This is a genomic window from Planktothrix sp. FACHB-1355 (genome assembly GCF_014748295.1).
GTDB lineage: Bacteria > Cyanobacteriota > Cyanobacteriia > Cyanobacteriales > Aerosakkonemataceae > Aerosakkonema > Aerosakkonema funiforme_A.
The window spans coordinates 13,335-35,900 of the sequence record NZ_JACJUP010000005.1; the positions used below are offsets into that span (position 1 = coordinate 13,335).

The following is a 22,566-nucleotide window of genomic DNA, read 5'->3' on the forward strand; positions in this document are numbered from 1 at the left end:
CTGGGTATTTTATGCAGTTGACACCCGTTAAATTATAGTGCCACGCATGATGCCTTCATTTCTCTAAAACTCAAAGTGACAACTCAAACCCACGTTGTGACTGCTTTCGTTCCAGTTCCAATTGCTCTCTTTCTCGTGTTTCAATTAGCAACTGCTGCCATCGTTGAAAGAACTGCACGTCTTGAACGGTAAGCCTATTGCGCTCAACCGCTGACCAGCCATCATCCTTACACATCGCTCTCATTAATTGCTGATTGTCGCTATTCCTCACCAGCACCAATTCATCCTCATCCCAACCAGCCGTATACTGCTTACCTTGATATCCGTTTTCACCAATATGATGCAGGTAATTATTAACAATTCGCGCCACAATTCTAGTACGTTGCCGCTGTACCTCTTCGACATCTGCTGGTTGACGATTGCTAGCTCTTTGAATAGCCCTATCTTGTTCTCTACTATAACTGATACCTTTATATTTCTGAAGCCCTGGAAAAGTATACTCCCTACCCAAATGAGTACCGCTAATTGCAATGCCATCTAACTGATAGGAAATCCCTTTATTTTTTCCAGTGCGCGTGTAACCAACCCTAACATCAATTCCTTCATCTTTTAGTCGGTTAATCAATTGCGGCATCGCAGGACAATTTGTAGCCGCTTCATCGATATAATCTTGCAACTTCTCCCGCACGCTTTCTTCCCCAGTGCGCTGTAGTCGTCGCCATTCTCCAGTAGTGGGACTCCTACGCCCTTTCTCCCAACTGGGCTGCACTGCTTCTAACTGATAATCTCGTTCTAGCTGACGAATCAGTTGTTCCGAACGCCTGTAGTCCCAACCGTCATGCACGCATTCCCCAGTTAACTTGATTCTACTGGCAACAATATGGATGTGGTCGTGAGTGCGATCGGCATGACGAACGACAATATACTGATTATCATCGAAGCCCATACCGTTGAGATAGTCAAGGGCTATCTCTCTCCACTTGTCATTATCCAACTTTTCGCGGGCTGGCACTGACAAAGAAGCATGGTAAACCACCCGTTCCACTCTGGGATTTAATGCCCTGGAAAAGCGAAATTCGGCAGCTAATTCGCGGGGGTTTTCACCAACCATGTTACCGTCAATCAGTTCTGCCCCTTCTTTATCGAACAGGTAGTTCAATACTCCCCGAAAACCCCTGCCCTTAACTTGCTTCCCAATCATCCGCATCCTCCAAGTCTGCCACTACATCAATTTCGACCAGTTCGCGTCTGACTTTTTTGAGTAGAGTTTCTAAGTTCTCCAGCAGTTCGGGATTGGCAGGTGGGGTTTGGCCCAGCTTTATTGCCGCGTTAGCGGCTTTGGTTAGTTGGTTTAAGTTTACGCCGATTTTGGCTAATTCCCGGTAAGTGTCGGCAGCGATGTGCGTTACTTTGCGAGGTAGTCGTCGCTTGAGGGTGCTAGCCCGAAACAATTCGCTTAAAGAAAGTCCTGCTGAGACTGCTTTTACTTCGGCTAATTCTCGCTCTTTCTGTGTCAGCCGAATGATAACTGTCTTAGAACGTTGCATCACAATTCAAAACTACCCCCTTTTGAATGCGTGAATTTTAAATGCGTGAATTTTAAATTTTTACTGTGCTGGGGGTGTCCAGAGGGGTACTCCCTTCTGGCAAGCCTGCCGCCGCGACCATCGTCAAATTAGTGCAAAATGTATAAACGGCGGCATGGCTTGCTCCCCACCGCGATCGTAACGCAGCGGTGGGTGTTACAAGCGTAATCGGCTTGCAGGGCGATTTGAGCTAATATGCGTATTTTATCAGGAAGAGTGCCATTTTTTTGCCATTTTTTGTGCCAACGTGGGGAAAAAGTGGAGACTGAGGATAAAAAAGTGGCGTTTTTCTATCTGGAGAACGAGGGCTAAAACTGGGTTGTAGTACGTACAATTAGTCAAAAAACGCCACTTTTTTGGTAAGTGTCCCCAAAATCGTGTCAAAAGTAGGTAAATTGTGGGTATTTTTGCACTAAGCAAATATACTCAAAAAATTAGTTTTTGAAACTGAGAAATTTTTTTGTCGAGTTTTAGATTTTCCAAATGACTGAGCGCGACTTAATCGAACTGTCTTTTCGCTATCGGACTAAACCGGGTAGTAAAGATGCTCCCCTGTTTCGCTATCTCAAAAAGTTAAAACCAACCCAACGAAAGCAGATGATTCTAAAAGCACTGCGGGCTTGCTACCTGATTGAAGCGGTGAAGGCGGATGAGGAATTAGATAAGGTGGACAAGCGGAAACTGGTGCGGCATTTGGAAAAAGTTTATTTTGACGAAACGCTGGTTGTTAATGGTGAAGGGGTGGAAGCATACCTGAACGTCTCGGTTAGGGATTGAGGAAAGGGGGGAATTTGTCACATCCTGAAGAACTGCGCGAGCTTGCAGACTGCTGTTACCTTTTCAACTGGAGGAAAGCAATTTGCCCAAGGCTCGGCCAGAAATTATCAAGGAAGTCTTTAACGTACCTGACGGCTCCAAAAACTTCAAAATTAATGAGTTTGGGGTCAATTCAATGTGCCATTTTTTGCAGTTTCATGCAGTTTCATGCAGTTTTGTGCAATTCTATGAGTAAATCGCTTCTTCTTCATTCAGTAAACTGTTGCACTCTTTTGCATGAAACTGCATGAAACTGCACGAATTTGCATGAAATGGCATTAGAAAAGCAGTTAGCTCTCATGGCTGAGAATGATGCTTCATCTTTAGTAGCAAGCAATGGTATTGTCCGTACAAATTCGCCTTGAAGATTTGACCTCTTACCTCGATCCAGAATCAAGAGTACCATTCGGTTGCAGCTTGCCAGCACTCGTTATTGACTTAATATTCCTTTACCGCTCGGTTTGAGTGCAGTTATCCACTACATAGCCTCTCAAAAATTCTAGAAAAACTTTAAACTTACTCACTCGAACGAAAACCCTAAAAATAACGAATTTCGGGTCAGCCTGACTTGTGGCTGCATGAGGACTGGTGGGGATAAGTGTGGTTTGATGTGGTTAATTGTGGCAACCCGTTCATCCCAAAGTAGCAATGCCAGCACCTAAGAACACGAAAAGCCACATCCAGCCACACCCAGCCACATAAAACCACAACAATGACAGTCAAAGGAATCGACTAAAAAAGACGCTTCATCGGTAGTAGCAAGCAATGGTATTGTGATCACAAAATGACTTTTTAGTATTCAGATAATAATCGATGCTCTCCCTCCTTGTGCGGAAACCCAACCGCACAAGGAGGGATAAAGACAGCTTAAGCTTTTTATTAGATTTAATTACAACTTGTAGCTATTAATGCTACAAAATTAACAAAATATTAAGCGCTGGCTTGGTATTATGTTTCCGAGTTATGACTTTTTTAAGTATTTATTCCTGTAAGGAAATAGCAGGAAACCCCAGGTTTATCAAGGTTTTTCAAGGATTTTTTGGCGAAAAGCGTGCGTTTTTTGCCTTGGTTTTCCTTATCTCCGATATCTCTCGTTTTTATTCGCTCGGCTCAAGTCAGATTTTAGGTATTATTGCTCATAAGAAAGGCTGGGGAAATTCGGGGGAATATTAGGGTAAAGTAAGTACGAATACTTATTTTATTTCCTGGTAATTTTCCCCACTTTTTCCCCTGTGAAATCTTGGTCTTCTGGGGAGCAAGCAGTGGCGGTATGTACATCTCTTCCTTCGTAAAATAATCAGTCGCCGTCACAGCTTGTTGGGGGGATACCCCCAAACCCCCAAGCCAAATATGCGAACTTACATAGTGTTTGGAATAGCTTGACAAGAGTAGTTTACTGGTAGTCAAGTTCGAGCGGGTGTTGAGGCTATCCTTTATTCGATCTGCGAGAAAATAATCTGGTTATAACTTTTAAAGAAAAATTGCGCTCGATGTGCTATATCAAATAAAGGGTATGACCGAATGTAGCTTATATATTGGACTTTGAAAACGGCACGGGAGCGAGTAGAGGAAGTTGACCCCGATAATACGGAAAGCTGGAAGGCGATCGCAACGACGCTGTACATCGCAGCGCAGAGAAGATTCAACTTATAAATCCACAGCGCGAAACAAACGCCCCTAGCGCGATGTCACATTGGGCTTGTGAATATGGACGTGCCAGGGGTATTCTTTCTGTTGAGAGCTTGATAAATTAAAGAGCAGCCATGTATTTTCCACCGAAAAGATTAGCAGACACTACGAATATTTGCGGTGCCAACATCAAAGGCACTCGCGAGGATTTGTCAGCGTTAATAGAACAATTTGAATCTAAGGGATTTCAGATAAAATCATCGGACTTTTACTTTAATAAACTGTTTGATGCCGAGGAATCTGACTGGAATGTCGAGGTCAATTTTTTTCTCCAAAATGAAGGTGACGAGCGTGCAGAGCTTTCAGCCTCAACCTCAAAAACAAAATCGGTTTGTTTCTCTATTATCGAAGGTCTGCGCGAGGATTTATCGATGTTGGTGGAGCAGTTAGAGGTTAAAGGTTTTAGCATAGAAAAATCAGAATTTTATCCCTCATATTCGCAGTTGGACAACCGAATGATTTGGCGAATATACGTTCGATTTATGTGATAAATTCGGTATTTATAAGCCTACTGTTTTGGGGATTTTCGGTTTTGATGCACTTTTGAACCTTGCGTACTGTATTGACTGCAACCCCTGCCTGTTCCGCCGAAGATCGCAATGACAATCCTTGCGACAAAGCTTGAATGACTTTTTGGGATGAAGGCTTTGCTAAAAACTCAAGAGCCGATTCGCCAACGGGAGGTCGCCCAACGTGCTGCCCCCAGTTTTTAGCACGCTCCATACCCGTTTTTATTGCTTGCGAGCGTCTATTAGCAAGCTCTCGTTCTGCAATCAAATTTTCGGTTTGACTGGGTTCACCAGCCAGGATGCCTACCTCAATTTTTGATAAACTTTTTGGCTCCATCCGCCGTAAATCGCGCAGTACGGTCTTGGCTTCCTTGTCGGGAAAGGCAAAATATTCAGTTAAATCCCCGATTTTTGTTTGAAAGAACGAATAGCGATGTTTGAAATATTTTTCGACGTTCCCACGATGCGGCCATTCGCCCAAGACTTTGACTGAAAAAGATTGAAAATGCGAGCGTAAATCTCGTTCAATCTCAACTAATCTTTCAGAGAGATTGCGCTGCGTAACGCCGATTTTGTAAATGGTTGTTTCGCCAGTATCGACTTGCAGGTAGTAAAGAGTATTAGCTAGTATTTTGCGAAATTCAGCCCGATAAATTTGCAAGTCTCGCAACTGCTGATTGAATAATGGAGAGTTTTCCAAATAAGCAGTTTGCGCGAGATTCTCCAACTGCTGTAACTTCTCCAGCAGCATTGGCTCTTGAACTTGGTTGAACAGCAGCAAAGATAATGCGCCAACTGGTATCTTGCCCAGCTTTGTAAACTGATATTCGCCACCGTATCGATATGTATTGCGCTCTAGTAGTTTTTCTTTAATTAAGATTTTTGGAACAAGGCTTTCGTGAATACCTTTATCCTTGATTCTGTAGCGGTTCCAGAGGTCTTTAAGTTGCTGGAGTTCCTTGCCCGTCAGCCAGATATTGAAGTTGTCGTACAGGGGTAAGTAAGGAACAGAGCGACTATCGCGATCTACTTCCCGGCAAGTTTCGTTGGTATGCGCGAAGTGATGTTCTTTCCGGCGTCCCTTCTTCGCGGTCAGTTCGCCATCACAGTAGGGACACCTTAGCTGAGTCTTACCGCTTGGAACGTCTTCGATCGACACCAATGTTTTATCCGGAGAAACGCCGTACCTGAGCCACATTTTTGGCATCCTTTATTTGATACAGAGCATTCTTGGAAAGTTGGCGAACCGGGCTTGCTTTCACTGTATCAAAAAAAGGTAATCGCAAAATGCCCAAGCGTCATCGTTGCTTGGGTCGTGTATAGATTTGCGTCTAGATTGGGTAAAATCATTTCCCCTGGAACTGCTGCCACTTACCTATCAAAGCGGTAGCGCCCAAATCAAGAGCCTCGCTCAGAGCGATAAGAGGCGAGCGAGGGGAGGTAGGAGCGGACTTTGGCGGCAGCTTCTTGCATCGTGATTGCCCCATCGCGGTTGATGTCAAGCCCTCTGTTTTGGCGGTACTCAATACTGCCAGCACGCCACACCGCTCCACGTCCCCATCCAGTTCTACCTGTCAGCACAGCTGCGTAGGTATCTTCCAGGTTGTTTAGCTTTCCTTTGAATGGGCTGTAATACTTTTCCACCCACTTCAGTTGCTCCAGTCGGTTCATGCCGCAAAGTTCGTCAGTCGAGGTTCCGAGCGCTCTGGCTGTTGGTCGAATGAACTGAATTAGTCCTGTCGCGCCGATGAAATTTTGCTTACAAGGAGAGTATGTCCCGCCAGTCTCGAAGCCCATTACGGCCAGTATCCACTCCGGCTTAGTGCCGATTCGTTTGGCGATCGCTTCTACTTCTTTGATGAACTCCGGCTCCAACTTGCTGGGCAGGGTATAGCTGCCATATACGTTTTTGGTGCTGCCGGGAAGCCAGGAAGGAAGTTGCGATCGCAGTCCTTCCACTGCCTTACCCGGCAAACTGGTTGCCGATTTAGTCAATCCCTGGATACCTGCCCCTATATAATCCGGCACGGCGACTGCTGCCACGCACCCCATTAGCAGCAGCGTTACCCACAACGAATAATCAAGCGGATGTTCGATTTCTTGGAGCTTGCGGCGATCGCTCATTTTAGCCCCTCCAACGTCTTTCCAGTCAGGAATGCTTCAATGCCAAACCGACGCGGCGGAACTAAAACGCCATCGACCTTCTCTGCAAAGTGACCGTGTGGCCCAGTCGATGCGCCCGAATTGCCACTAGCTCCCCAAACTTCTCCGGCTGTGTAAGTACCTTGTTTGCTGCGACTTAGGTGTGCTACGGAGAGAGTGACATTACCAAGACTGGGCGCGGTATTGTACCCGACCAGCCCGCCCGAAGAGTTGGTTGCAGAGCATTTTACAGTCACCTTTTCGCCCCTTTTCCCCACTGCGTACAAAGGCGTACCGATGGGCATAGGGACATCTTGACCCCGGTGGAACTTGCTGCAAGTGGGACATGGTTTTTCTCTTAGTCCCCAAGGAGAGCCGGCAATTCTTCTCCCACCAGCGAATTTGTCTCCTCTTCCTGCTTTTTCGCCCCAGTGGCCAGAGAGCTTGAGAGAATCGCCGTTCTTATTCGAGTGAAGTGCGTTGCCGACTACGGGGATTTTGGATAATACCCCACCGACTGCGCCGCGAATAAAGTTGGTTGGGGCGCTGGCGATTTTTAAGCTTGGGTGGATGACGTTGATGTAAACCAGACAAGCGAAAATTAGCCAAAGCAGGGTTAAATTTGTGCGCTGCTGAACCTTGCTCCACTCCACAGAAAGCCACGCTTGTTCAAAGCTTTCGAGTCTGGTTTGGAGTTCGCGAATTGGTGCGGTTAACTTCTCCTCAAGTTCCCTTGCTGCCCGGTCTGCTGGATTGGAGTTGAGCCAGATTAGAGTCTGCTTAATCCGTTCTGCTTGTTCGTAATCGTCGAGTGAGGGGTCACCGTAGCGATCGACATATTCCTTAAATTCAGGCGTGCCAACTTGAGGGGGGTCTGTTCTGCCCTCCACTACAACTGTTTTGTGAGTCATATTCAGAATGCTTTAAACTTGTTCCCCCGGTCAGCGCCGGGGGTTTTCTTTGAGAGATTGGTTAGAAATTGGTGAAGCGGAAAGTTACGGAACCCTTGGTTTGTGTGGCGTCGAGCGCCCGGTTGCCATCAACTAAGTAGCGCCATTTGGTTTGTTCGTTGCAGGCTGGCTGACCTAAACGGGCTTGCACTTCGATTAATGACCTAAATTTTTTACCGCTGTCAATTTCCTGCTTGAGTTTGAGCGCCAGTCCTAGCGGTAAGTCCCTTGCGCTTTGGCTCTTGATCGAACCATTCTTACAAACTGCCAACCGAGCATCTGGCTTCCCGGTATCGCTGCGCGGTTGTGCGATCGACGCTCCAGATTTTTTCAGATTCTGTTGCACCTTAGATTTACCGCGCTCTAGAGCACTGCCTACTACCTTGTTAATCGGTTCGGGGTTTTCGCCTCTGTCAACACCTGCCTTACTCGCCGCTTTGATAGTGGTGCTGCCCAGACCGCTCCACCAGGCGATGATGGGGCGAATATCGAAAGCGCGATCGCTTCCACTCATTGCAGCACCCACAATTCCAATCAGCAACGAAAGCAGAACGAGTGACGCCACCAACTGGAACAATCGATTAATCATCGCCGTGGCCTCACTACCGGGCGTTTTGGTTGGGGTTTTGGTTGCGGGAACACAACTTCAAACACGCCACGCACAAAGCACCCACCCCGGCGAGCGCTTGCAAATACCTGCTGTTCTAGGGTATTGCCCCAAGCGTTGCACTGCCGCCCCTGGAGTCCGCCCCAAAATCCACCAATCCCTAAATAAGAACAGAAGAGGAGGAATATCGCGAACCACTTCCAGAAGCTCAGGAAGTCCCCTTCGCTTGCCTCGTCCCATAAGTTCTGGATGATGTTTTTATCTCTGCTCATGTCCCTATCCTTCGTGCGTCAATCGTTTGTACTCGTCTAGCGCTGTTCGGTAAGCTTTGCTGCCACCCTTTTTAGCTCCCCAGATGGCCAAGATAATTTGCTCTTGATTCAGTCCCGCTGCTTTCAGTTGGTTAATGCGGTTCAACTTGGCTTCGTCTGTTTCTAAGCCCAGTTCCGCTATAAAATTTGCGTCCCCCTCCTCAAGTTCAACTTGATTTTCGGCAGGTTCAGAATCGCTGTAATCCTTATCTGGTGAGAGGGTTCGGCTTTCGTTCAGAGTGGGTTCAGGGGTTCGGGATTCCGTTTGTTCGGGGTCGGATTGAACGCTTTCTGAACGCTGTTGCGGCATCACCGAACGATAATCGAAGCCTTTGGGAACCATCATCCAGGGCGCAATCTCGATATCGATTTTTTCCTGCGCTTCACCCGGCAGCTTCATCCTGCCCTTCCCGGTTGGCCGTTCTTCGCCAGTGGTCGGATCTGAAGAGGCGAACAGTTCGATTTCCAGCATGGAAGCATCTCTGGCACGGGCTAAGCCCTTACTTCCGCCGGATGCTGCGAGAGTTCGATCGTGGCTTATGAAGAGTACGAATACACTCACTTTGCGAATGTCTGACAGCGCGGCTTCGTAAAAGTCGTCGGAAGCTTCGCAGCGTTTGGCCATGTTGGTAAGTTCTTCTACCACGATCGTCACGGGCTGGAAGTTGCAGTTATCCTCGCCCTTCTGGTCGATTTCCTGATATCGGCTTTCGATCAGTTTGTGCGCCCACTTCATGCGCTCATCCACGGCTTTGTAGTTCATGCCCCCGCCATAGACAGGCAGGCCAATCCAGTTCATAGCGTCCCGGTGAACGTCCCAGACCTCGACGTAGTGACCTTTCGCTACTCGTTCGCGAACTAGAGCCTTGGCAAGCGTTGACTTGCCGCTACCCTGACCGCCGAAAATTTGGACTAACTTGTAGCCTCTGGCGCGAGTGAACCAGGCAGTATCAACCTGTTTTTCGCCTGGGGTGGGGGCAGAGTAATCGCGCTCTCCGGAGCCTCCCCAGGCTTCGGGGGTAACCTGAACCGGAATGGTAGAGCTAATTGGGACGGTATAGGCGATCTCCTCTCGCACAGGCGTCGGCGCAGTCCAAGCTGGCATCGCACCAACTTCTTGTAGAGTGCTGGCAGGCAGAGAGCCAGCAGTTTCGGTGGTGGATTTGGCTTCAAAAACTGCTCGATAAAGCTGCCAAGCCGCGAAACCTTGGGCGACGCCCAACCCAACCAGAAACCAATAGAAATCGGACTTTTGACCTATTGGGGTGGCCGTAACGGAAGTACCGTTCTGCTGCACGTCACACCAGGCGCGAGTGGGGAAAGTGGAAGCGTAGAGCATCAGAGGGCAACCGATACCTAAAGTTGCGATCGCCAGTCCCTTCGCTAGTGGTGAGGGTAGTTTAATGTTGAGCATTATTGCGCCTCCTCACCATCTGTTTGTTCGGTTTGCTCGGTTTGGGTTTGAGTTGGTTCTGCTGTTTTGGTTTTTGGCTCTGGGGAGGAGTTTCGGGCTGATTCAGCTGCATTTTCCCGCAGCGCGTTGTAGTCGGAAGCCGCTTGGTAACAGGAGTCGATCGCCCGATTCAACGAAAGTGTGGGGACGTTCGGCGTGAGGGGACTGCCCGTGTTGCTGACAGCTTCTGCAATGTCGAGCAGGGCTCCGCGTCGATCTCGGTAAGCTTTGATGGTTCGCCCGTCTGTACCCATCTGTCCCGATTTGGTCAACTGCTGAATTTCAGCAGCGAAACCCAGGTAGGCATTGTTGACTAGCCACTCGTATTCGGATTTCTTACCGTTGGTTTTTTGGCTTTCGCCTCGCGCTTTAAGAAGCCAAAGTTGCGCCCGTGCGATTTCTAGCTGTTCGTCGAATTCACCAAAGGCTTGCTTTAATTGGGTTCCGCATTTGGCCTGCACTTCGTTCCAGGCAGAATTTCGCAGAACTTGAGCGGATTCGGGTAGGTTGGGCTCTGCTGCTGGCGGTGCAATTGTTGCTTGTTTCAGAGTGATAGTTGTGGCTTCTCCCATCGAGGAAGGTTCGCCAAAGGTCATGCTGCCGATGGTTTTCAGAATTAGCCCCAAAGCGAACAGCGAAACGACTGCGCCGCCAGCTATGAAGATGGGTTTGAGCGAAAGTTTTTTGCGTTCAGTATCCATTGATTTCGTCCTCCAGTTCGTTGAGAACTACCAAAAGGTGCTGCTTGTGCGGTGATTCTGCGTAGCGTTGAGCGAGGCGGGTTTTGGCTTCTTCCAGTTCGTAGAATGTGTGGCGCTGCCGGATTCTTTTGGCCCTGGTTTCGGTCAGATAAGCAGAGATGAAAGCGCTCAAACTGGCCAGCAACCAAAAGAGGAAAACGTATTCAATCTGAAGCTCACAGAGGTAGGCGATTAGCGTGGTGATAAAGCCGCTGCCTAGTGCGGTGAGTAACAATCGAGTCATTGTTAGCCCTCCAAGAGTCCTGAAAGTGAAGCGGCTAGGTCGTCATCGGTCTGTGCAATCGCCACAGTCGATCTTTGGGACTGCACAGAAGGTATCTGTGCTGCTTGTGCGGGGTTCCCTTTGGTCAACAACTTCAATTGAGTGATGGCGTGATTAACAATTTCGCTTAGGTCGTCAGTCTCAATCTGCTGGCCAATTTCTATGAGGAAGGGCAGGTGAAAATCCTTAATCGATACCCGCTTGCTGGTGGTAGTGCCTGCCATTAACCAGCCCTCCGTTGCAGCTTAATTTGAGCGATTTTCACCAGTCCCCGGCAGTTCGCCCAGGCTCCATCGCTGGATACTGAAATACCTTGCTTGGCTAACAGCTGTGCGATCGCCGGAAGTTGAGAACCACCGCCGCAAGCAATCACGGCGTCGGAAGTCGCACGCCAAGGGGCAACGGCTTTGAGTGCTGGTGATAGTGCGCTTTGTACCCAGTGCGGTAACTCTGCATTGTAAATTTGGCGGAAGTTCCAGCCCGTTGTACCGTAGTTGAAACTTCCGTTTTCGATCGCACTGCGAATAATCTGGCGATCGCCCTCCCCGGTCAATTGACGGCGGGTTTCGAGGTTTTTGGCGATGGCTTCGGTCAGAATATCTACGCCCAGGCGCTTCACGTCGCGGCTGATTAATTTACCCTTTTGGCCAAACAGGGAACTGATGATAGTGCCATGTCCGATGTCAAGCAAGATTGTCTGTGCATTGGACTGCACAATGCCTGACATGATGGATTGGGCGATCGCTCCCGAACCTTCCTCAACAACAGAAAGCACTTTTATATCGACAGTTGAAACCTGCTTCCCATTGATGCGAATTGAGTGATTGCCCCGCAAAGACTCTCGCAATTCTGCCCCTAGTGCTTGGGCGTCTTGAATTGAAGCGACTAGGGCTAGATTCCAGTTAGCCCGGTAGGGCAGAGAACCCAACGCAGCTAGGAGTAATTGCAGTCCGAACTTGGTTTTCCCCCTGCGATCGTCTACTACACGCAGATGCCCCTCCGGATTGTTCAAGTAAGCGGGTACTCCCCCGAACCAGCGAGTGCCAAGGAGGTCAGAGCGCTCGCCACTAACGTACTCGATTAGACTTCCGGCGTCGCTTTCGGGAATTTCGTAGATTTCCTTGTGCAATGGCTGAACGTAGCTTGGAATGCGAACTTCCGCCGATTCTACAATCAGTTTGGCACTGCCGTACCCGCCGTCGAATCCTGTTGGTAAAGGTTGGTAAGTTGAGACGATAGGCGTCAGAAATTGGGTAGCGCCAATAGAGTCGCTGAACATGATTAAAATCCTTGAAAGCTTTGATTGACTTAAGACTGAAGTGGTTTTAATGGGGTCAAATTCCCACAAGAAGAGCTTGCCTACTAACGCCTAAATCTGGTTTTTCTTGGCGTTAGTTGGTAGCCACATTTAGATAATAAAAAACCACCCGGTTAAGGTGGTAGTAATTGGTTAACCAGTTAACCAAAGTCATAATCGGTATGAATTACCTTCCTTTCATCCATGAATTATGAATTCGGGTTAGCCGATACCGATGCTCGAAAGTGGGGCTGATTTGCCTGGAACCGAACCAAGCTTTTACCGTGTTGACGCTGGTGCTGGTCAATTGTGCAAGTTCTGCGTAAGTGACTCGCCAGTATGCGGTGAATTCATCAATGGTGATTAACTGACGATCGATTTCCTGGTTAACTTCGATCGCTTGTTCCATCATTTCGGGGCTAGGATATTTGGTGGCTATTCGTAGCATTGTGCAATCTCCTACAAATGGCGCAAGCCCCAGAGTTCATGGCTCTGGGGTTGAACTTTTTAGCGATCGATGACTTTGGATTCGATGTACTGGCCTAGTGCTATCCAGTTCACATCGCGCAGGTTGCGGGGGAACTCCCAGGCTTCGGTTTCTTCCCGAAAGCGATTGCAGAATCTTTTGGCAAAATTACCTAAGTTGCCCGACCCATCGTATAGGCGGTCTGTTTCGCGAAAGAAGTCCTGGTCGTTATCTTCCAAGTATGTTCCGATGAGGAATTCAAGCCAGTCTAAGATGTCTTTTGTCTGTTTGTTGTGGGTGGTAGTTGTCATGGTTGGTTTTTGTCCAGTTCGGGATTCAATTCGGATGCGAGCTTTTCAAATTTGCCTTTTAGCTTTGTTAGCCTCTTAAGTTCCGTTTTGTGCCTCGCGGTTAGTTCATTTGTGAGTTTCGTGATTTCCCGATAATCGGCTGCTGTTTTGTCTTTTTCAGGTTTGTCCTTGATTAGTTGTATTTGAGCCCTAATCTCCGACTCGCTCATTTGCTTGAGTGATTTTTCAGCCATTGGTTTCGTCTCCGTCGATTGCTCGTGAGAAATTACTAAGAAAACCTAACGTCGCGCCCTTTGTACCGCTCAACTAACCGATAATGGTTGGCTTTAAAATCTGCGATGAATCGCTCAACTTCTTTCGTTTGTTCTGGGGTTAGTTGGTTGTTCAGGTCTGGTAAATCGCAGTGCGAAGCTATCCGCCACATAGAATCTGAAATCAGCCTTTGGTTGCCGACGTGCCGTTCCTCAATTCGCGCAATGTGGTCTGCTACATAAAGAGCGGAATGTCCTTTAGTTGGGTCGAATTGCAGCATCTAAACCTCCACAGGCGGTAGTTTGAGCATCACTTGGTTGTCCCTCAGCCAACGCCGTACCTCGTCAGCTTTGGCTGGTGGAAGATATCGGTTTTGGTCGCGGGCTCTCAGCAGTCCTGCGGCGACTCCGATATCTCGGATAATCTGTATTTGTTGGGTAGGTGTGGCTCTTGGGTATGCCTTTACCTTTGCTCGGATGTAAGCGATGTTCATCGCCGTACCTCCGATATCGCAAACGCAAACTCTTTCGCTAGCTGCTGCTGTGCGGGTGTCCTGGCGTCCAATCCGAGCAGTTCATCCTGCAAAAGCATCCGGGCTAACAGCAGGGCTTGGGATGCGGTGCAAACTCCGGTTGCGAGGGTCGTTTTGTAGAAGGTTTCTTGGCGCTTGCACTGCTCTGGGGTGAGCCGGATTTCAGTTAGCGATCGAGGCTTCAGTTTGGCTTGTTCTGGGGTGAGTTTAAGCACTGGCTACCTCCACCGCTTTACCGCTGCCCCGTCCAACTTCGGAAAGCAGAATCCTTGTCAATCGGAGGTATTCATCGGGGGACTTGTAAGAAAGTTCCTCTAGCATCCGAGTCGAAAGAGGATAGCCTAAGTAGTCGTAATTGGCCTTTGAAAGGTTGGGGCAGTCTTCACGAATCGCGGTCAAAAGTAAGATGGCCAGGTCTTGTTTTTGACGATCGTTTAAATGAAGTTTCATTAGGCTACCCCCGGCAAGCACAACTGGCCAGCATTTGAGCAGGTATCCCAAGCTAATTGCGTTTGGGAAATTAGCTGTTTGATGCGTCCAAATTCTTCTTCTGTAAGCGAAGAGGAGTTATCCGAATAGTCTTTGAAGAACAGCGCCCCATCGCAAATTGCATCGAATCCTGGGAATTGGTAGCTGCCTCCGACGAACCAATCCCCTACGGTTTCCAGGTCGGGGGATTCACAGAAATCGTCGGCATGGCCGCAATAGAAAAAGCCATCTTGTAGCAGCGCTTCGGCTACAGTCCTGGCACGGCCTCTAAGCCAGCAGGGGAAATCGTCAGGCATCGCAACGCCCTCCATCGATAAACTGCTGGGCGTTTGCTATGGCTTGGGCTTTGGACTGCCAGCACTGTCCGATGGGACTGCTACATCTGAGGCGATGGGGCAAGACGATCGTCCTTGAGCAACCATCTTTCTGCTGGTTAACGAAAATCCAGAATCCTTCGTAGTGAGTTGAAAGCAAACTTCCCCAGTGTTGTACCGGGGATGTGATTGTTGGCATGATGGTAAAGCCTCCAATTCGTAATGGTTGGGGCCAGAGCCAGCACTGTCCGTGGAAAGAGGGTGCTGGCTTCTGACGTTTTAGGCTATTTATTTGACTACCTAAACGGCTAGAATAGCCGTGTCAACAGCATGGTAACAGAACATACGGGTATTCTCAACCAGAACAACCGTATGTTCACAATACTTCACATCCAAACGTTTTTGGATTGCAGAATATACCGCTATACTTGAGCAGAACACACGGCTATGTCAAAGGAAGGAAGAAAGAGAGTGAAAGGCATCCCGGTTTATTGGGATGAATTGAAATCAAAACGAACATTAACCTTAACAGACACGGCTTGGGAATGCTTAGGCCAAAAAGCCGAGCGGATAGGAGTTAGCAAGTCAGAGCTGATTGAAGCGTTATCAAGGGGAGTTATTCCTGCCTTAACGCTTGAGGATTTAGAAGTGCTGGGAAAGCGTTTGAGGAAATCATTGCCCAAAAGCTCCTAACACTTAAAAATGCGCGAACTGACTTGGAAAATGTTTTGGAATCGCTTGCCAAACTTAAGAGGGAAAATTTGCGCCGATCTAAACAGCAGGAAGTGGAACGGCTGCGAAACTGGATCGGCGAGTGGGAAGCAGAAATTAAACGACTTGAGGACGTGAGATCGCGTCTCTTGGGCGACCGAGAGTAGACTCGCGCCCCTCCATACCATCGATGACAAAAAAACCAGAAAACATCCATTCAGCAACCGACCCCCAGAAATGCCGGGATATGGAGCGGAAGTACGGATGGAAACTAAAAGCAATTAAGCCCACAAGCGACCCGATTCTCAAAGTCGATTGCGTATTCGAGGGTGAGCAAACTTCATTCGAGGACGAACGCTATGAGTGAAACTTGGATTGTTTTTAAAGCTGACGGGATGAGCGCTCCCGGATGGGAGGAACGTTTGTTGCTGCCGTCTGGAAATTTGACCGATATTCTTTGGGAAAACTGGGACTGTTCCGGTGAATTGCCCAAAGTGGGAGAGCGAATTCGCTCCTATGCCGATAATGAAGGCTCCGGCTCAATTACGCACGGATGCGACGGGGATTGGGTAGTATCTCGCATTCTCCAGTTCTCATCTTTCGATATCGACCAGCGAATTGTGGTGTGCTACTGCTCTTATCAACCCATCACCCCCCATTGGGAAAAGCTAACTAGGGGTGCGCCAGTGGCATCCATGCTTCCAGCTACCGAGGTCAAATAGAAAACCAACCCCTTCCAACGTTCAATTTCGCTCTCTCGTAACTCCATGAAAAGTGGGAGTTGTTCTCTTGCTTAAGAAATAAGACAGCCGGGATAAGACAGCTTTCGCTCTAAAGCAGTTTAATAGATCTTCAAATAAAAGATTTTCAGCCAAATCCGTTGTATAAGTGGTTTTATCCCAAATAGCAGCAATTGTTGAGGCTGAAACTAAAAAACGTCACCGATAAAGGAGGAAATTAAGGATCTCCCGTAAAAACGAGTGCAGCCCCGGTGATACACCGGAGCCGCATTGATTGAAAGAGTTGGAACACCGCCGCTCTTACTACAAAGCTAAGGGTTCCTCGTCAAATACTCGCGTCCGCGACACTTACGCGCCGAGACAGAATGTTTTAGTTAGCAATTACATTCTGCCTTATAACGCGATAAAAGTGTTGCACTATAACGAGACTTATTTGAATTTTCTTAGCCAATACTTGAAGAGCGCTTAAAGGGTTCCAACTCCATCTGTCCACCAAAAACGCTAGGAGTAAGGCAGAATGGAGCTTTTACCAAAAAAAGCTAATACTCTCAAAGGCCAAAATCTTTTTGGCCCCACCACCAATACCACCTCTGCAACCAACGGGGAGGTGCTGTAATGGTCGCTCAATTTTCAGAAAGTGGATTGCCCGGAATAGTACGCGCCGCCGCTCTACGCCAGTTAGAATTGCTGGGCTGGACTGGAGGAGATGCGGTGTACCTGCGATTTTTCCAACCGGAGGGAGGATTTGGCGCTAAGCTAGAAGCGACAATACCAGACCTCCCCTGGAGCCAGATAGAACAATTACAAGCTAAAGGGTACGGCTGCTACTTCGTCGTCAACGGCGGCGGACATCGGGACGCCGACGTGCAAAAAGGGCGTGCCATCTTCTACGAACACGACAACCTAGACAAAGAAACTCAGCTATTCTTGTGGCAGTCCTTGGGACTTCCAGAACCCACAATTCAAATCGATACAGGCGGCAAGAGCATCCACAACTACTGGACTTTAGCTGACGACTGCACCGTGGAAGAGTGGCGCTCCCTGCAAGCCGACCTGCTAGAATATGCCGATGCAGACCGCTGCCTCAAAAATCCCAGTCGCGTGATGCGCTTGGCGGGGGCGCTGCATACCAAAACCGGACAGCAGTCTCAGATTATCAGCAGCAGCGGCATAAAGTACAGCTACGTAGAACTCAGATCCATAATCCCACAGAGATCGCAGCCCGCAGCACATGACGCACCAACCCCAGAACCGTTGTGGTCTAGCATTGCAATTCCTCTAGAATTGTGCCTCACAAAAGAACATCGATACTTTATCGCCAACGGCTCTGGCTCTGGCTCGCGCAACAACACAGGAGCAGCCTTAGCCCGCGACATAATCGGCACCGCCGCACGTTTGGACTATCTAGGCATCTCCTATAGCAGCGACCCACGCGGATTGTTAGACAACTATGGCAGTCGGTGCAATCCTCCTTTAGCAGCGCGAGAACTGGATGCGATTTGGAAGTCAGCCCAAAAGAAGAATCCCACAGCCTGCTTATCGGATGACGCCCTCCAAAATTGCGTCAAAGCTTGGCAGCGAAATCAACAATTCCCCACAAGAGGAACCAACAGTAACCGTGCTTCAGGAAATTACAGCGGCAGCAATGGAGGCAACTATTCTAGCGGCAGCAGCAATTTCCCTTATAGCAATGCGGGGAATAGCGCCGACTCAACAGGTCTCGATCTCGACAACGACAACGCTCTTAATGGCGCTGGCGGTAGTTTCCCTAAGAGCAACAACACGAGCAATGGAGCTGGCTCAGATCGAGAACCAGATCGCAGTAAAGATCGTACCGCTCCACAACCAACACCACCAACGCTCTACAACGACATAGCCCAAATTGTAGCTTCTTCAAACAACGCCGAGCATCAACGCGCTCTTCTAATCGAATACAGCTACACCACCGGATATCCCCTCCCTGGATTAGAAAAACTAGCCAGTGGAATCGAATCTCAAATCAGCCGTCAACTATCCGCAGAAGAAGACAAAAACCAATTCACCAAACTAATCGGTTACGGACAACACTCCTTCGATTTGAGGAAAACATTACCGCTTCCCCTAGCCAAAGCACTGCTCACCAAATCAGAATCAGACCGAGTAGATCCCGTTTTCTTCTGGCAATGGCTGCTTCCCGCCGTGGGAATTCAATTAGGCGCTCACATCGGAATCCGAGGAAAAGAAGGAAGCATAGAAGAAGATGACTGGCGAGAATTTGCCATCTTCTGGACTATGGTTGTTGCCCCTCCCTCCGCCGGAAAATCTCAGACCATGAGTGCGATTTTCGCTCCCATCCAAAAACGTTACAAGAAAGCCAAGAACGCTTACAAAAAGCAGCTGCTCAAACTCGAAAAGTTACAGGCCGCTTGGGATAGAATGTCACCAGAAGAAAAAGAAGAAAAAGAAAACACTCCCCAAAACCCCCGCGTCTTCTCAGAAGAAATGCAGGGCGCTCCAGCTAAGAAAATTATAGAAGTGGGTAGCCCGGAAGGTGCCTTTAAGAGGATGTCCGAACTCCCTCCTTCCTCCGGTTGCGCCTTAGCCTTCGACGAACTGATCCGCCTTTTAATGCTAGATCAGTATAAGGATAAAGGTGGAGACACGCGCCAAATATTATTGCAGACCTTCAATAAACCCAGCGACCTGGAATTTGAACGCTCCCAACAAAAAGACGCATTTGAGTTCAACCGACTCTGCTTGCAACTAACAGGAGGAGTGCAGCCAGAGAAAGCCAAAAAGCTAGCATCAGATGCAGACGATGGAGATGGTTTGCTCTCAAGAATTCTGCCAGCTATCCCCACCACTCCCGATAATTTTGATGAGTGGTCTGATTCCAAAGTATCCGTTTACTTAATGCTGGAGCAAATGTATGACAAATTGCACTCTCTGCATATACGGTTGAGGAATTTCCTACCTGAAAGTTACCAAGTACCGGATGAAGATGGTTTGTTAGAGCCGGTAATTCTCGATTTCAATCCAGAAGCAAAAGAAATTTGGAAGAAATGGTGGTCGAAACTGAGAAGAGAACAGCGTCGAAACGAACATGAAAATCCCGCACTTGCTGGGTTTTTAGGGAAAATGCTCGGCTATACGCTGCGAATTTCTCTGCTTCTGCACTGTTTGGATTTGTGTTTTGAAGACGAGCTAAAACCGGAATCGCTTTACGTTGGCGTGGGGCCGCTAGAACGGGCTATCTACGCTATTACGTACCACATCGGGCAATACCGCCTGCTGCAATCTCGCAACGAACAAGAGATCTCCCTTCCGGGACAACTGGTGGAAATGTACCAGTATTTGCTGCGGAAGCAGACAGCAGTAAATGAAGTGCAGATCCAGAATGCGGTGTACCGTCGTTGTTCCAAGTCTGCCAAACCATCTTTAGCACAAATCCGCCAAAACTGCTCCCTTTTAGTGGCCAATGGCGTCGCGGAGCGTTTGAACGATGGTAGCAAGAAGTTTTTGATTAAAGCGATCCCAATATCTATGCGCGGAATTCCGACAAATTCCGCACCTTTTTCCGCAGCTACCTGTAGCCCAGAAATCCAGACAGAGCAAGGGATACAGACTCCTGTAGTTGTTATTCCGACAATTCCGACAACCCCCCCATTTTCGGGTACCCCATCAAAAGAGAGCGGTGAAGAGGGACACATTCTACCGGACACTGGTCCCCCACCCGATGTGTTTGTTGAGGAAGATCCTCATTTTGATGAAAATTGTCGGAATTGTCGGAACTACGCTGAGCATGAGCCAACGGAGCCAGAGATAGAGCCAGTTTCAGACGTTATCGACGGTGCGGAAAACGGTGCGGAAGATGTCGGAAATTCCGCAGATAAAAATGATGGCTCAAGAGATGACGACCCACCACCCACGGGCGGTGGCAACGTCCCCACTCGTCCCACTTCACCTGAAGATGGTGGGGCAGCCGAAGCAAATTTTTCCAGTCAGCAGCAGTCGGCAGCACCAACAGCTACCAATACAGAACGACCTTCTTCCAAAGCCAAAGGATTTGGCCCCACCAGTTCCTTCTTTTCAAAGTCTCGCCCTAAAGGAAAGGTTGCATCCAATCGCGCCCCCCAAAACGGGCCTAAAGTTCCCAATGACCCCATTCCGGCTGATTCCCCTTTCCAGGCGGGAGTAAAAGTGCGGGTGGTTGTAGGTAAGTATCAAGGTAAAGTTGGCACTGTAGGGAAGTACGATGCTGCTGACGACCAATACGAGGTAGTAGGTGTAGAATCCTTTTCCCTTTGGTGGATGCCAAAACATCTGGAGTTAGCAACTGACTGAAGGGGGTGGTACAGCCGCGATAAATTTACCTATTTATCCCTAAACTTACTCAAATAAGACGCTATTATGTACAAATGAGTAAGTTTATGCCACCTCAAGAGAAACATCAGTCACAAAAATCGCTGGCATCGTAGAGGAGTTGAGAGAAATTGCTCAGCAGCTTCCAGACAAAACTCGATCTAAACAACCAACAGCGTACCCTAGCAGCCAAACACGCAGGCGTAGCCAGACACGCTTGGAATTGGGGATTAGAAATTTGTTTGAAAGCTTTGTCGGCAAACGAAAAGCTACCCAGTGCCATCACTCTTCACAAGCGATTGGTAGCAGAAGTAAAATCAGCAAATCCGTGGTACTACGAAGTATCCAAGTGCGCTCCGCAACAAGCGTTGCGGAATTTATCCAAAGCTTTTGGGCATTTCTTTAAAGTATCTGGTAGAGGCCAACCAAAATTCAAAAAGAAGAATATTAAAGATAGCTTCTACTTAGAAGGTAGTATCGCGGTGAGTGGCAACCGACTCAAGTTACCGATTTTCGGATGGGTGAGATGCCACGAAATACTACCAGCCGTTAAGCCCAAAAACGTTACCGTTACCAAAAGAGCTTCGGATTGGTATGTTAGTTTTAGATACGAGCTAGAAGCCAAACCATCTCCAAAAACAAGACAGCGGATCGGAGTTGATATTGGCATCAACTCTCTTGCCACTTGTTCCGATGGTAGCGTTTTCCCAAATGTGAAAGCTTACCGTCAAAAGCAAAGGAAATTAGCGCATTTACAACGTTCAGTCTGTCGGAAGCTTCAAGGCTCTCGTAATCGAACCAAAGCTAATCTGAAAGTAGCTAGACTACATAAAAGAATAGCTAATATCAGACAAGATGCACTGCATAAGTTGACTTCTTGGTTAGCTAAGAACCACAGCGAAATAGTTATCGAAGATTTGAATATCTCCGGGATGCTCAAGAATCATCGCTTAGCTAGTGCCATTGCTGATAGTGGTTTTTATGAGTTCAAAAGGCAACTAGAGTACAAAGCTAGTTGGTACGGTGCAACCGTCATTAAAGCGGACAAATTTTATCCAAGTTCTCAGCTTTGTAGCTGTTGCCATCATCGACAAAAAATGCCATTGTCAGCACGGATATTCAAATGTGTCAACTGTGGCATTGAACTAGATCGGGATTTTAATGCCAGTGTCAATTTAGAAAACTGGCACAAAGAAATTGATTATCCTTTAACCGTCAGTTCGACGGGGATTGCCTGTGGAGGGTCACACCAACTTAATGGCACTGCCATCAAGGATTCGATGAAGCAGGAAGGAAACGTCAAACTCTCTATCAATCAGGCTTTCGAGGTCTGTGAGTAAGTTTGAGCAAGTTTTCCAGAACGGCTATTGCCTTTTACAAGAAAGATCGGCACCAGTCTTTTAGTTCCCCGTTTTCAGATTGGGGATGAAAGACGACACCCGCCTGGGTAATTGCTATATAGCGATCGTCACCTTTTTCGCGATCGCTGCTCTTGACTGCACTAAAGTTTTCGGGTACTATTTATATAATGGAAATATTTTCTAAAATAATAAAAAAGCACAAAATACCATTATTACATAGTACCATAGAATTGGTTGACTGACAAGAGTCTCGTCGCCTCAAATCTATGAAAGAGGACATCAGCCAACCGTGTCATCCTTGCTTGAGATTATATTTAAAAGTTAGGTCAGACCTTTGATAAATCATGTTTTTACCGTAACTACGAACACACCGGATCTAGCTACCAAAAAACCCGGATCTAGTGCGCTCGCTCAATTCTGGACTATTTACCCATACTTACGCACACCGCTTGGAACTGGCTGATGGGGGGGACGGGATGACGAGTGGCGATCGCCGCGTCTTTATCTCACTGAAACTGGGCGCAACCGGACAGTTTAAAATTTTACTGTGGCTCTCAACACAGTCCCAATTATTATTGTTTTGCTCTTTAGCTAGAGTAATATCAAATAGGAAAATGTTTGCTACACTTAGTTTGCTTCTAATATTGAGTATTGTTTGTTTAACAC

Annotated in this window: 29 protein-coding genes; 8 read left to right on the top strand and 21 right to left on the bottom strand. The window is 47.9% G+C overall.

Features of this window, described 5'->3' with window-relative positions:
* Nucleotides 1-70: 70 nt before the first annotated feature.
* Nucleotides 71-1,201: a relaxase/mobilization nuclease domain-containing protein gene (locus H6S82_RS01015; protein ID WP_190471909.1), complete on the bottom strand. Its 1,131-nt coding sequence runs from the start codon at nucleotides 1,199-1,201 to the stop codon at nucleotides 71-73.
* Entirely contained in the window at nucleotides 1,182-1,547 is a 366-nt protein-coding gene (mobC, locus tag H6S82_RS01020; protein WP_190471912.1) for a plasmid mobilization relaxosome protein MobC, read from the bottom strand. Before mobC ends, H6S82_RS01015 begins: the two co-directional genes overlap by 20 nt.
* 522 nt (nucleotides 1,548-2,069) lie before the next feature.
* Here mobC and H6S82_RS01025 point away from each other — a divergent pair.
* The 3 genes from H6S82_RS01025 to H6S82_RS01035 all read left to right on the top strand — a co-directional run bounded on the left by H6S82_RS01025 (nucleotide 2,070) and on the right by H6S82_RS01035 (nucleotide 4,579).
* Entirely contained in the window at nucleotides 2,070-2,363 is a 294-nt protein-coding gene (locus H6S82_RS01025) for a hypothetical protein (protein WP_190471914.1), read from the top strand.
* Nucleotides 2,364-3,365: 1,002 nt separating this feature from the next.
* The gene (locus H6S82_RS01030) at nucleotides 3,366-3,575 is read left to right on the top strand and encodes a hypothetical protein (RefSeq protein ID WP_191055948.1); all 210 of its coding nucleotides are present in this window, start codon (nucleotides 3,366-3,368) and stop codon (nucleotides 3,573-3,575) included.
* Nucleotides 3,576-4,165: 590 nt separating this feature from the next.
* Complete coding sequence (locus tag H6S82_RS01035; RefSeq protein WP_190471917.1) at nucleotides 4,166-4,579, top strand: hypothetical protein; 414 nt, start codon at nucleotides 4,166-4,168, stop codon at nucleotides 4,577-4,579.
* On the opposite strand, the gene H6S82_RS01040 is transcribed toward H6S82_RS01035, so the two are convergent.
* The 18 genes from H6S82_RS01040 to H6S82_RS01125 form a co-directional block, all read right to left on the bottom strand.
* Nucleotides 4,572-5,798, bottom strand: a complete 1,227-nt coding sequence (locus H6S82_RS01040) for a GIY-YIG nuclease family protein (protein WP_190471984.1) — start codon at nucleotides 5,796-5,798, stop codon at nucleotides 4,572-4,574. The two genes, H6S82_RS01035 and H6S82_RS01040, sit on opposite strands and share 8 nt — an antisense overlap.
* A 200-nt stretch (nucleotides 5,799-5,998) precedes the next feature.
* Nucleotides 5,999-6,724 carry a hypothetical protein gene (locus tag H6S82_RS01045; protein WP_190471920.1) on the bottom strand — a complete coding sequence of 242 codons (726 nt, stop codon included), beginning with the start codon at nucleotides 6,722-6,724 and terminating at the stop codon, nucleotides 5,999-6,001.
* Nucleotides 6,721-7,653: a M23 family metallopeptidase gene (locus tag H6S82_RS01050; RefSeq protein WP_190471923.1), complete on the bottom strand. Its 933-nt coding sequence runs from the start codon at nucleotides 7,651-7,653 to the stop codon at nucleotides 6,721-6,723. Before H6S82_RS01050 ends, H6S82_RS01045 begins: the two co-directional genes overlap by 4 nt.
* Before the next feature lie 61 nt (nucleotides 7,654-7,714).
* Entirely contained in the window at nucleotides 7,715-8,281 is a 567-nt protein-coding gene (locus H6S82_RS01055) for a hypothetical protein (protein ID WP_190471927.1), read from the bottom strand.
* 294 nt (nucleotides 8,282-8,575) lie between these two features.
* Nucleotides 8,576-10,024 (bottom strand): ATP-binding protein, encoded by a 1,449-nt coding sequence (locus H6S82_RS01060; protein ID WP_190471929.1) that lies wholly within the window; start codon nucleotides 10,022-10,024, stop codon nucleotides 8,576-8,578.
* Nucleotides 10,024-10,764, bottom strand: coding sequence for a hypothetical protein (locus tag H6S82_RS01065; RefSeq protein WP_190471932.1), 741 nt, complete (start codon nucleotides 10,762-10,764; stop codon nucleotides 10,024-10,026). The genes H6S82_RS01060 and H6S82_RS01065 overlap by 1 nt, the downstream gene beginning before the upstream one ends.
* Nucleotides 10,754-11,047, bottom strand: a complete 294-nt coding sequence (locus H6S82_RS01070) for a hypothetical protein (RefSeq protein WP_190471935.1) — start codon at nucleotides 11,045-11,047, stop codon at nucleotides 10,754-10,756. Before H6S82_RS01070 ends, H6S82_RS01065 begins: the two co-directional genes overlap by 11 nt.
* Before the next feature lie 2 nt (nucleotides 11,048-11,049).
* The gene (locus tag H6S82_RS01075) at nucleotides 11,050-11,310 is read right to left on the bottom strand and encodes a hypothetical protein (RefSeq protein ID WP_190471938.1); all 261 of its coding nucleotides are present in this window, start codon (nucleotides 11,308-11,310) and stop codon (nucleotides 11,050-11,052) included.
* Nucleotides 11,310-12,365, bottom strand: a complete 1,056-nt coding sequence (locus H6S82_RS01080) for a hypothetical protein (protein WP_190471940.1) — start codon at nucleotides 12,363-12,365, stop codon at nucleotides 11,310-11,312. The genes H6S82_RS01075 and H6S82_RS01080 overlap by 1 nt, the downstream gene beginning before the upstream one ends.
* Nucleotides 12,366-12,570: 205 nt before the next feature.
* Entirely contained in the window at nucleotides 12,571-12,831 is a 261-nt protein-coding gene (locus H6S82_RS01085) for a hypothetical protein (RefSeq protein ID WP_190471942.1), read from the bottom strand.
* Nucleotides 12,832-12,890: 59 nt separating this feature from the next.
* Nucleotides 12,891-13,160, bottom strand: coding sequence for a hypothetical protein (locus tag H6S82_RS01090; RefSeq protein WP_190471944.1), 270 nt, complete (start codon nucleotides 13,158-13,160; stop codon nucleotides 12,891-12,893).
* The gene (locus tag H6S82_RS01095; protein WP_190471947.1) at nucleotides 13,157-13,393 is read right to left on the bottom strand and encodes a hypothetical protein; all 237 of its coding nucleotides are present in this window, start codon (nucleotides 13,391-13,393) and stop codon (nucleotides 13,157-13,159) included. Before H6S82_RS01095 ends, H6S82_RS01090 begins: the two co-directional genes overlap by 4 nt.
* Before the next feature lie 35 nt (nucleotides 13,394-13,428).
* Entirely contained in the window at nucleotides 13,429-13,692 is a 264-nt protein-coding gene (locus H6S82_RS01100; RefSeq protein ID WP_190471950.1) for a hypothetical protein, read from the bottom strand.
* A complete protein-coding gene (locus H6S82_RS01105; protein WP_190471955.1) occupies nucleotides 13,693-13,905 on the bottom strand; it encodes a hypothetical protein in 213 nt (70 codons plus the stop codon).
* Nucleotides 13,902-14,159, bottom strand: coding sequence for a hypothetical protein (locus H6S82_RS01110; protein WP_190471957.1), 258 nt, complete (start codon nucleotides 14,157-14,159; stop codon nucleotides 13,902-13,904). The genes H6S82_RS01105 and H6S82_RS01110 overlap by 4 nt, the downstream gene beginning before the upstream one ends.
* A complete protein-coding gene (locus H6S82_RS01115; protein ID WP_190471960.1) occupies nucleotides 14,152-14,394 on the bottom strand; it encodes a hypothetical protein in 243 nt (80 codons plus the stop codon). The genes H6S82_RS01110 and H6S82_RS01115 overlap by 8 nt, the downstream gene beginning before the upstream one ends.
* Entirely contained in the window at nucleotides 14,394-14,729 is a 336-nt protein-coding gene (locus H6S82_RS01120; protein WP_190471963.1) for a hypothetical protein, read from the bottom strand. Before H6S82_RS01120 ends, H6S82_RS01115 begins: the two co-directional genes overlap by 1 nt.
* Nucleotides 14,722-14,946 (bottom strand): hypothetical protein, encoded by a 225-nt coding sequence (locus H6S82_RS01125; protein ID WP_190471966.1) that lies wholly within the window; start codon nucleotides 14,944-14,946, stop codon nucleotides 14,722-14,724. Before H6S82_RS01125 ends, H6S82_RS01120 begins: the two co-directional genes overlap by 8 nt.
* 248 nt (nucleotides 14,947-15,194) lie before the next feature.
* Between H6S82_RS01125 and H6S82_RS01130 the strand changes: the two genes are divergently transcribed.
* The 5 genes from H6S82_RS01130 (at nucleotide 15,195) to H6S82_RS01150 (ending at nucleotide 21,879) form a co-directional block, all read left to right on the top strand.
* A complete protein-coding gene (locus tag H6S82_RS01130) occupies nucleotides 15,195-15,440 on the top strand; it encodes a hypothetical protein (RefSeq protein WP_190471970.1) in 246 nt (81 codons plus the stop codon).
* 208 nt (nucleotides 15,441-15,648) lie between these two features.
* Nucleotides 15,649-15,825, top strand: coding sequence for a hypothetical protein (locus tag H6S82_RS01135; RefSeq protein ID WP_190471973.1), 177 nt, complete (start codon nucleotides 15,649-15,651; stop codon nucleotides 15,823-15,825).
* Nucleotides 15,818-16,180, top strand: a complete 363-nt coding sequence (locus H6S82_RS01140; RefSeq protein WP_190471975.1) for a hypothetical protein — start codon at nucleotides 15,818-15,820, stop codon at nucleotides 16,178-16,180. The genes H6S82_RS01135 and H6S82_RS01140 overlap by 8 nt, the downstream gene beginning before the upstream one ends.
* 633 nt (nucleotides 16,181-16,813) lie before the next feature.
* Nucleotides 16,814-20,521 carry a DUF3987 domain-containing protein gene (locus tag H6S82_RS01145; protein ID WP_190471978.1) on the top strand — a complete coding sequence of 1,236 codons (3,708 nt, stop codon included), beginning with the start codon at nucleotides 16,814-16,816 and terminating at the stop codon, nucleotides 20,519-20,521.
* Nucleotides 20,522-20,670: 149 nt separating this feature from the next.
* On the top strand, nucleotides 20,671-21,879 hold the full coding sequence (locus H6S82_RS01150) for an RNA-guided endonuclease TnpB family protein (protein ID WP_191055949.1): 1,209 nt from the start codon (nucleotides 20,671-20,673) through the stop codon (nucleotides 21,877-21,879).
* Nucleotides 21,880-22,336: 457 nt separating this feature from the next.
* On the opposite strand, the gene H6S82_RS32935 is transcribed toward H6S82_RS01150, so the two are convergent.
* On the bottom strand, nucleotides 22,337-22,566 hold a 230-nt coding region (locus H6S82_RS32935), incomplete at its 5' end, for a hypothetical protein (protein WP_206756839.1).

Bases quoted from the DNA above. Each gene is read 5' to 3' on its own strand.
- H6S82_RS01015 (WP_190471909.1), bottom strand. From the start codon at position 1,201: ATGATTGGGAAGCAAGTTAAGGGCAGGGGTTTTCGGGGAGTATTGAAC.
- mobC (WP_190471912.1), bottom strand. From the start codon at position 1,547: ATGCAACGTTCTAAGACAGTTATCATTCGGCTGACACAGAAAGAGCGA.
- H6S82_RS01025 (WP_190471914.1), top strand. From the start codon at position 2,070: ATGACTGAGCGCGACTTAATCGAACTGTCTTTTCGCTATCGGACTAAA.
- H6S82_RS01030 (WP_191055948.1), top strand. From the start codon at position 3,366: ATGACTTTTTTAAGTATTTATTCCTGTAAGGAAATAGCAGGAAACCCC.
- H6S82_RS01035 (WP_190471917.1), top strand. From the start codon at position 4,166: ATGTATTTTCCACCGAAAAGATTAGCAGACACTACGAATATTTGCGGT.
- H6S82_RS01040 (WP_190471984.1), bottom strand. From the start codon at position 5,798: ATGTGGCTCAGGTACGGCGTTTCTCCGGATAAAACATTGGTGTCGATC.
- H6S82_RS01045 (WP_190471920.1), bottom strand. From the start codon at position 6,724: ATGAGCGATCGCCGCAAGCTCCAAGAAATCGAACATCCGCTTGATTAT.
- H6S82_RS01050 (WP_190471923.1), bottom strand. From the start codon at position 7,653: ATGACTCACAAAACAGTTGTAGTGGAGGGCAGAACAGACCCCCCTCAA.
- H6S82_RS01055 (WP_190471927.1), bottom strand. From the start codon at position 8,281: ATGATTAATCGATTGTTCCAGTTGGTGGCGTCACTCGTTCTGCTTTCG.
- H6S82_RS01060 (WP_190471929.1), bottom strand. From the start codon at position 10,024: ATGCTCAACATTAAACTACCCTCACCACTAGCGAAGGGACTGGCGATC.
- H6S82_RS01065 (WP_190471932.1), bottom strand. From the start codon at position 10,764: ATGGATACTGAACGCAAAAAACTTTCGCTCAAACCCATCTTCATAGCT.
- H6S82_RS01070 (WP_190471935.1), bottom strand. From the start codon at position 11,047: ATGACTCGATTGTTACTCACCGCACTAGGCAGCGGCTTTATCACCACG.
- H6S82_RS01075 (WP_190471938.1), bottom strand. From the start codon at position 11,310: ATGGCAGGCACTACCACCAGCAAGCGGGTATCGATTAAGGATTTTCAC.
- H6S82_RS01080 (WP_190471940.1), bottom strand. From the start codon at position 12,365: ATGTTCAGCGACTCTATTGGCGCTACCCAATTTCTGACGCCTATCGTC.
- H6S82_RS01085 (WP_190471942.1), bottom strand. From the start codon at position 12,831: ATGCTACGAATAGCCACCAAATATCCTAGCCCCGAAATGATGGAACAA.
- H6S82_RS01090 (WP_190471944.1), bottom strand. From the start codon at position 13,160: ATGACAACTACCACCCACAACAAACAGACAAAAGACATCTTAGACTGG.
- H6S82_RS01095 (WP_190471947.1), bottom strand. From the start codon at position 13,393: ATGGCTGAAAAATCACTCAAGCAAATGAGCGAGTCGGAGATTAGGGCT.
- H6S82_RS01100 (WP_190471950.1), bottom strand. From the start codon at position 13,692: ATGCTGCAATTCGACCCAACTAAAGGACATTCCGCTCTTTATGTAGCA.
- H6S82_RS01105 (WP_190471955.1), bottom strand. From the start codon at position 13,905: ATGAACATCGCTTACATCCGAGCAAAGGTAAAGGCATACCCAAGAGCC.
- H6S82_RS01115 (WP_190471960.1), bottom strand. From the start codon at position 14,394: ATGAAACTTCATTTAAACGATCGTCAAAAACAAGACCTGGCCATCTTA.
- H6S82_RS01120 (WP_190471963.1), bottom strand. From the start codon at position 14,729: ATGCCTGACGATTTCCCCTGCTGGCTTAGAGGCCGTGCCAGGACTGTA.
- H6S82_RS01125 (WP_190471966.1), bottom strand. From the start codon at position 14,946: ATGCCAACAATCACATCCCCGGTACAACACTGGGGAAGTTTGCTTTCA.
- H6S82_RS01130 (WP_190471970.1), top strand. From the start codon at position 15,195: ATGTCAAAGGAAGGAAGAAAGAGAGTGAAAGGCATCCCGGTTTATTGG.
- H6S82_RS01135 (WP_190471973.1), top strand. From the start codon at position 15,649: ATGACAAAAAAACCAGAAAACATCCATTCAGCAACCGACCCCCAGAAA.
- H6S82_RS01140 (WP_190471975.1), top strand. From the start codon at position 15,818: ATGAGTGAAACTTGGATTGTTTTTAAAGCTGACGGGATGAGCGCTCCC.
- H6S82_RS01145 (WP_190471978.1), top strand. From the start codon at position 16,814: ATGGTCGCTCAATTTTCAGAAAGTGGATTGCCCGGAATAGTACGCGCC.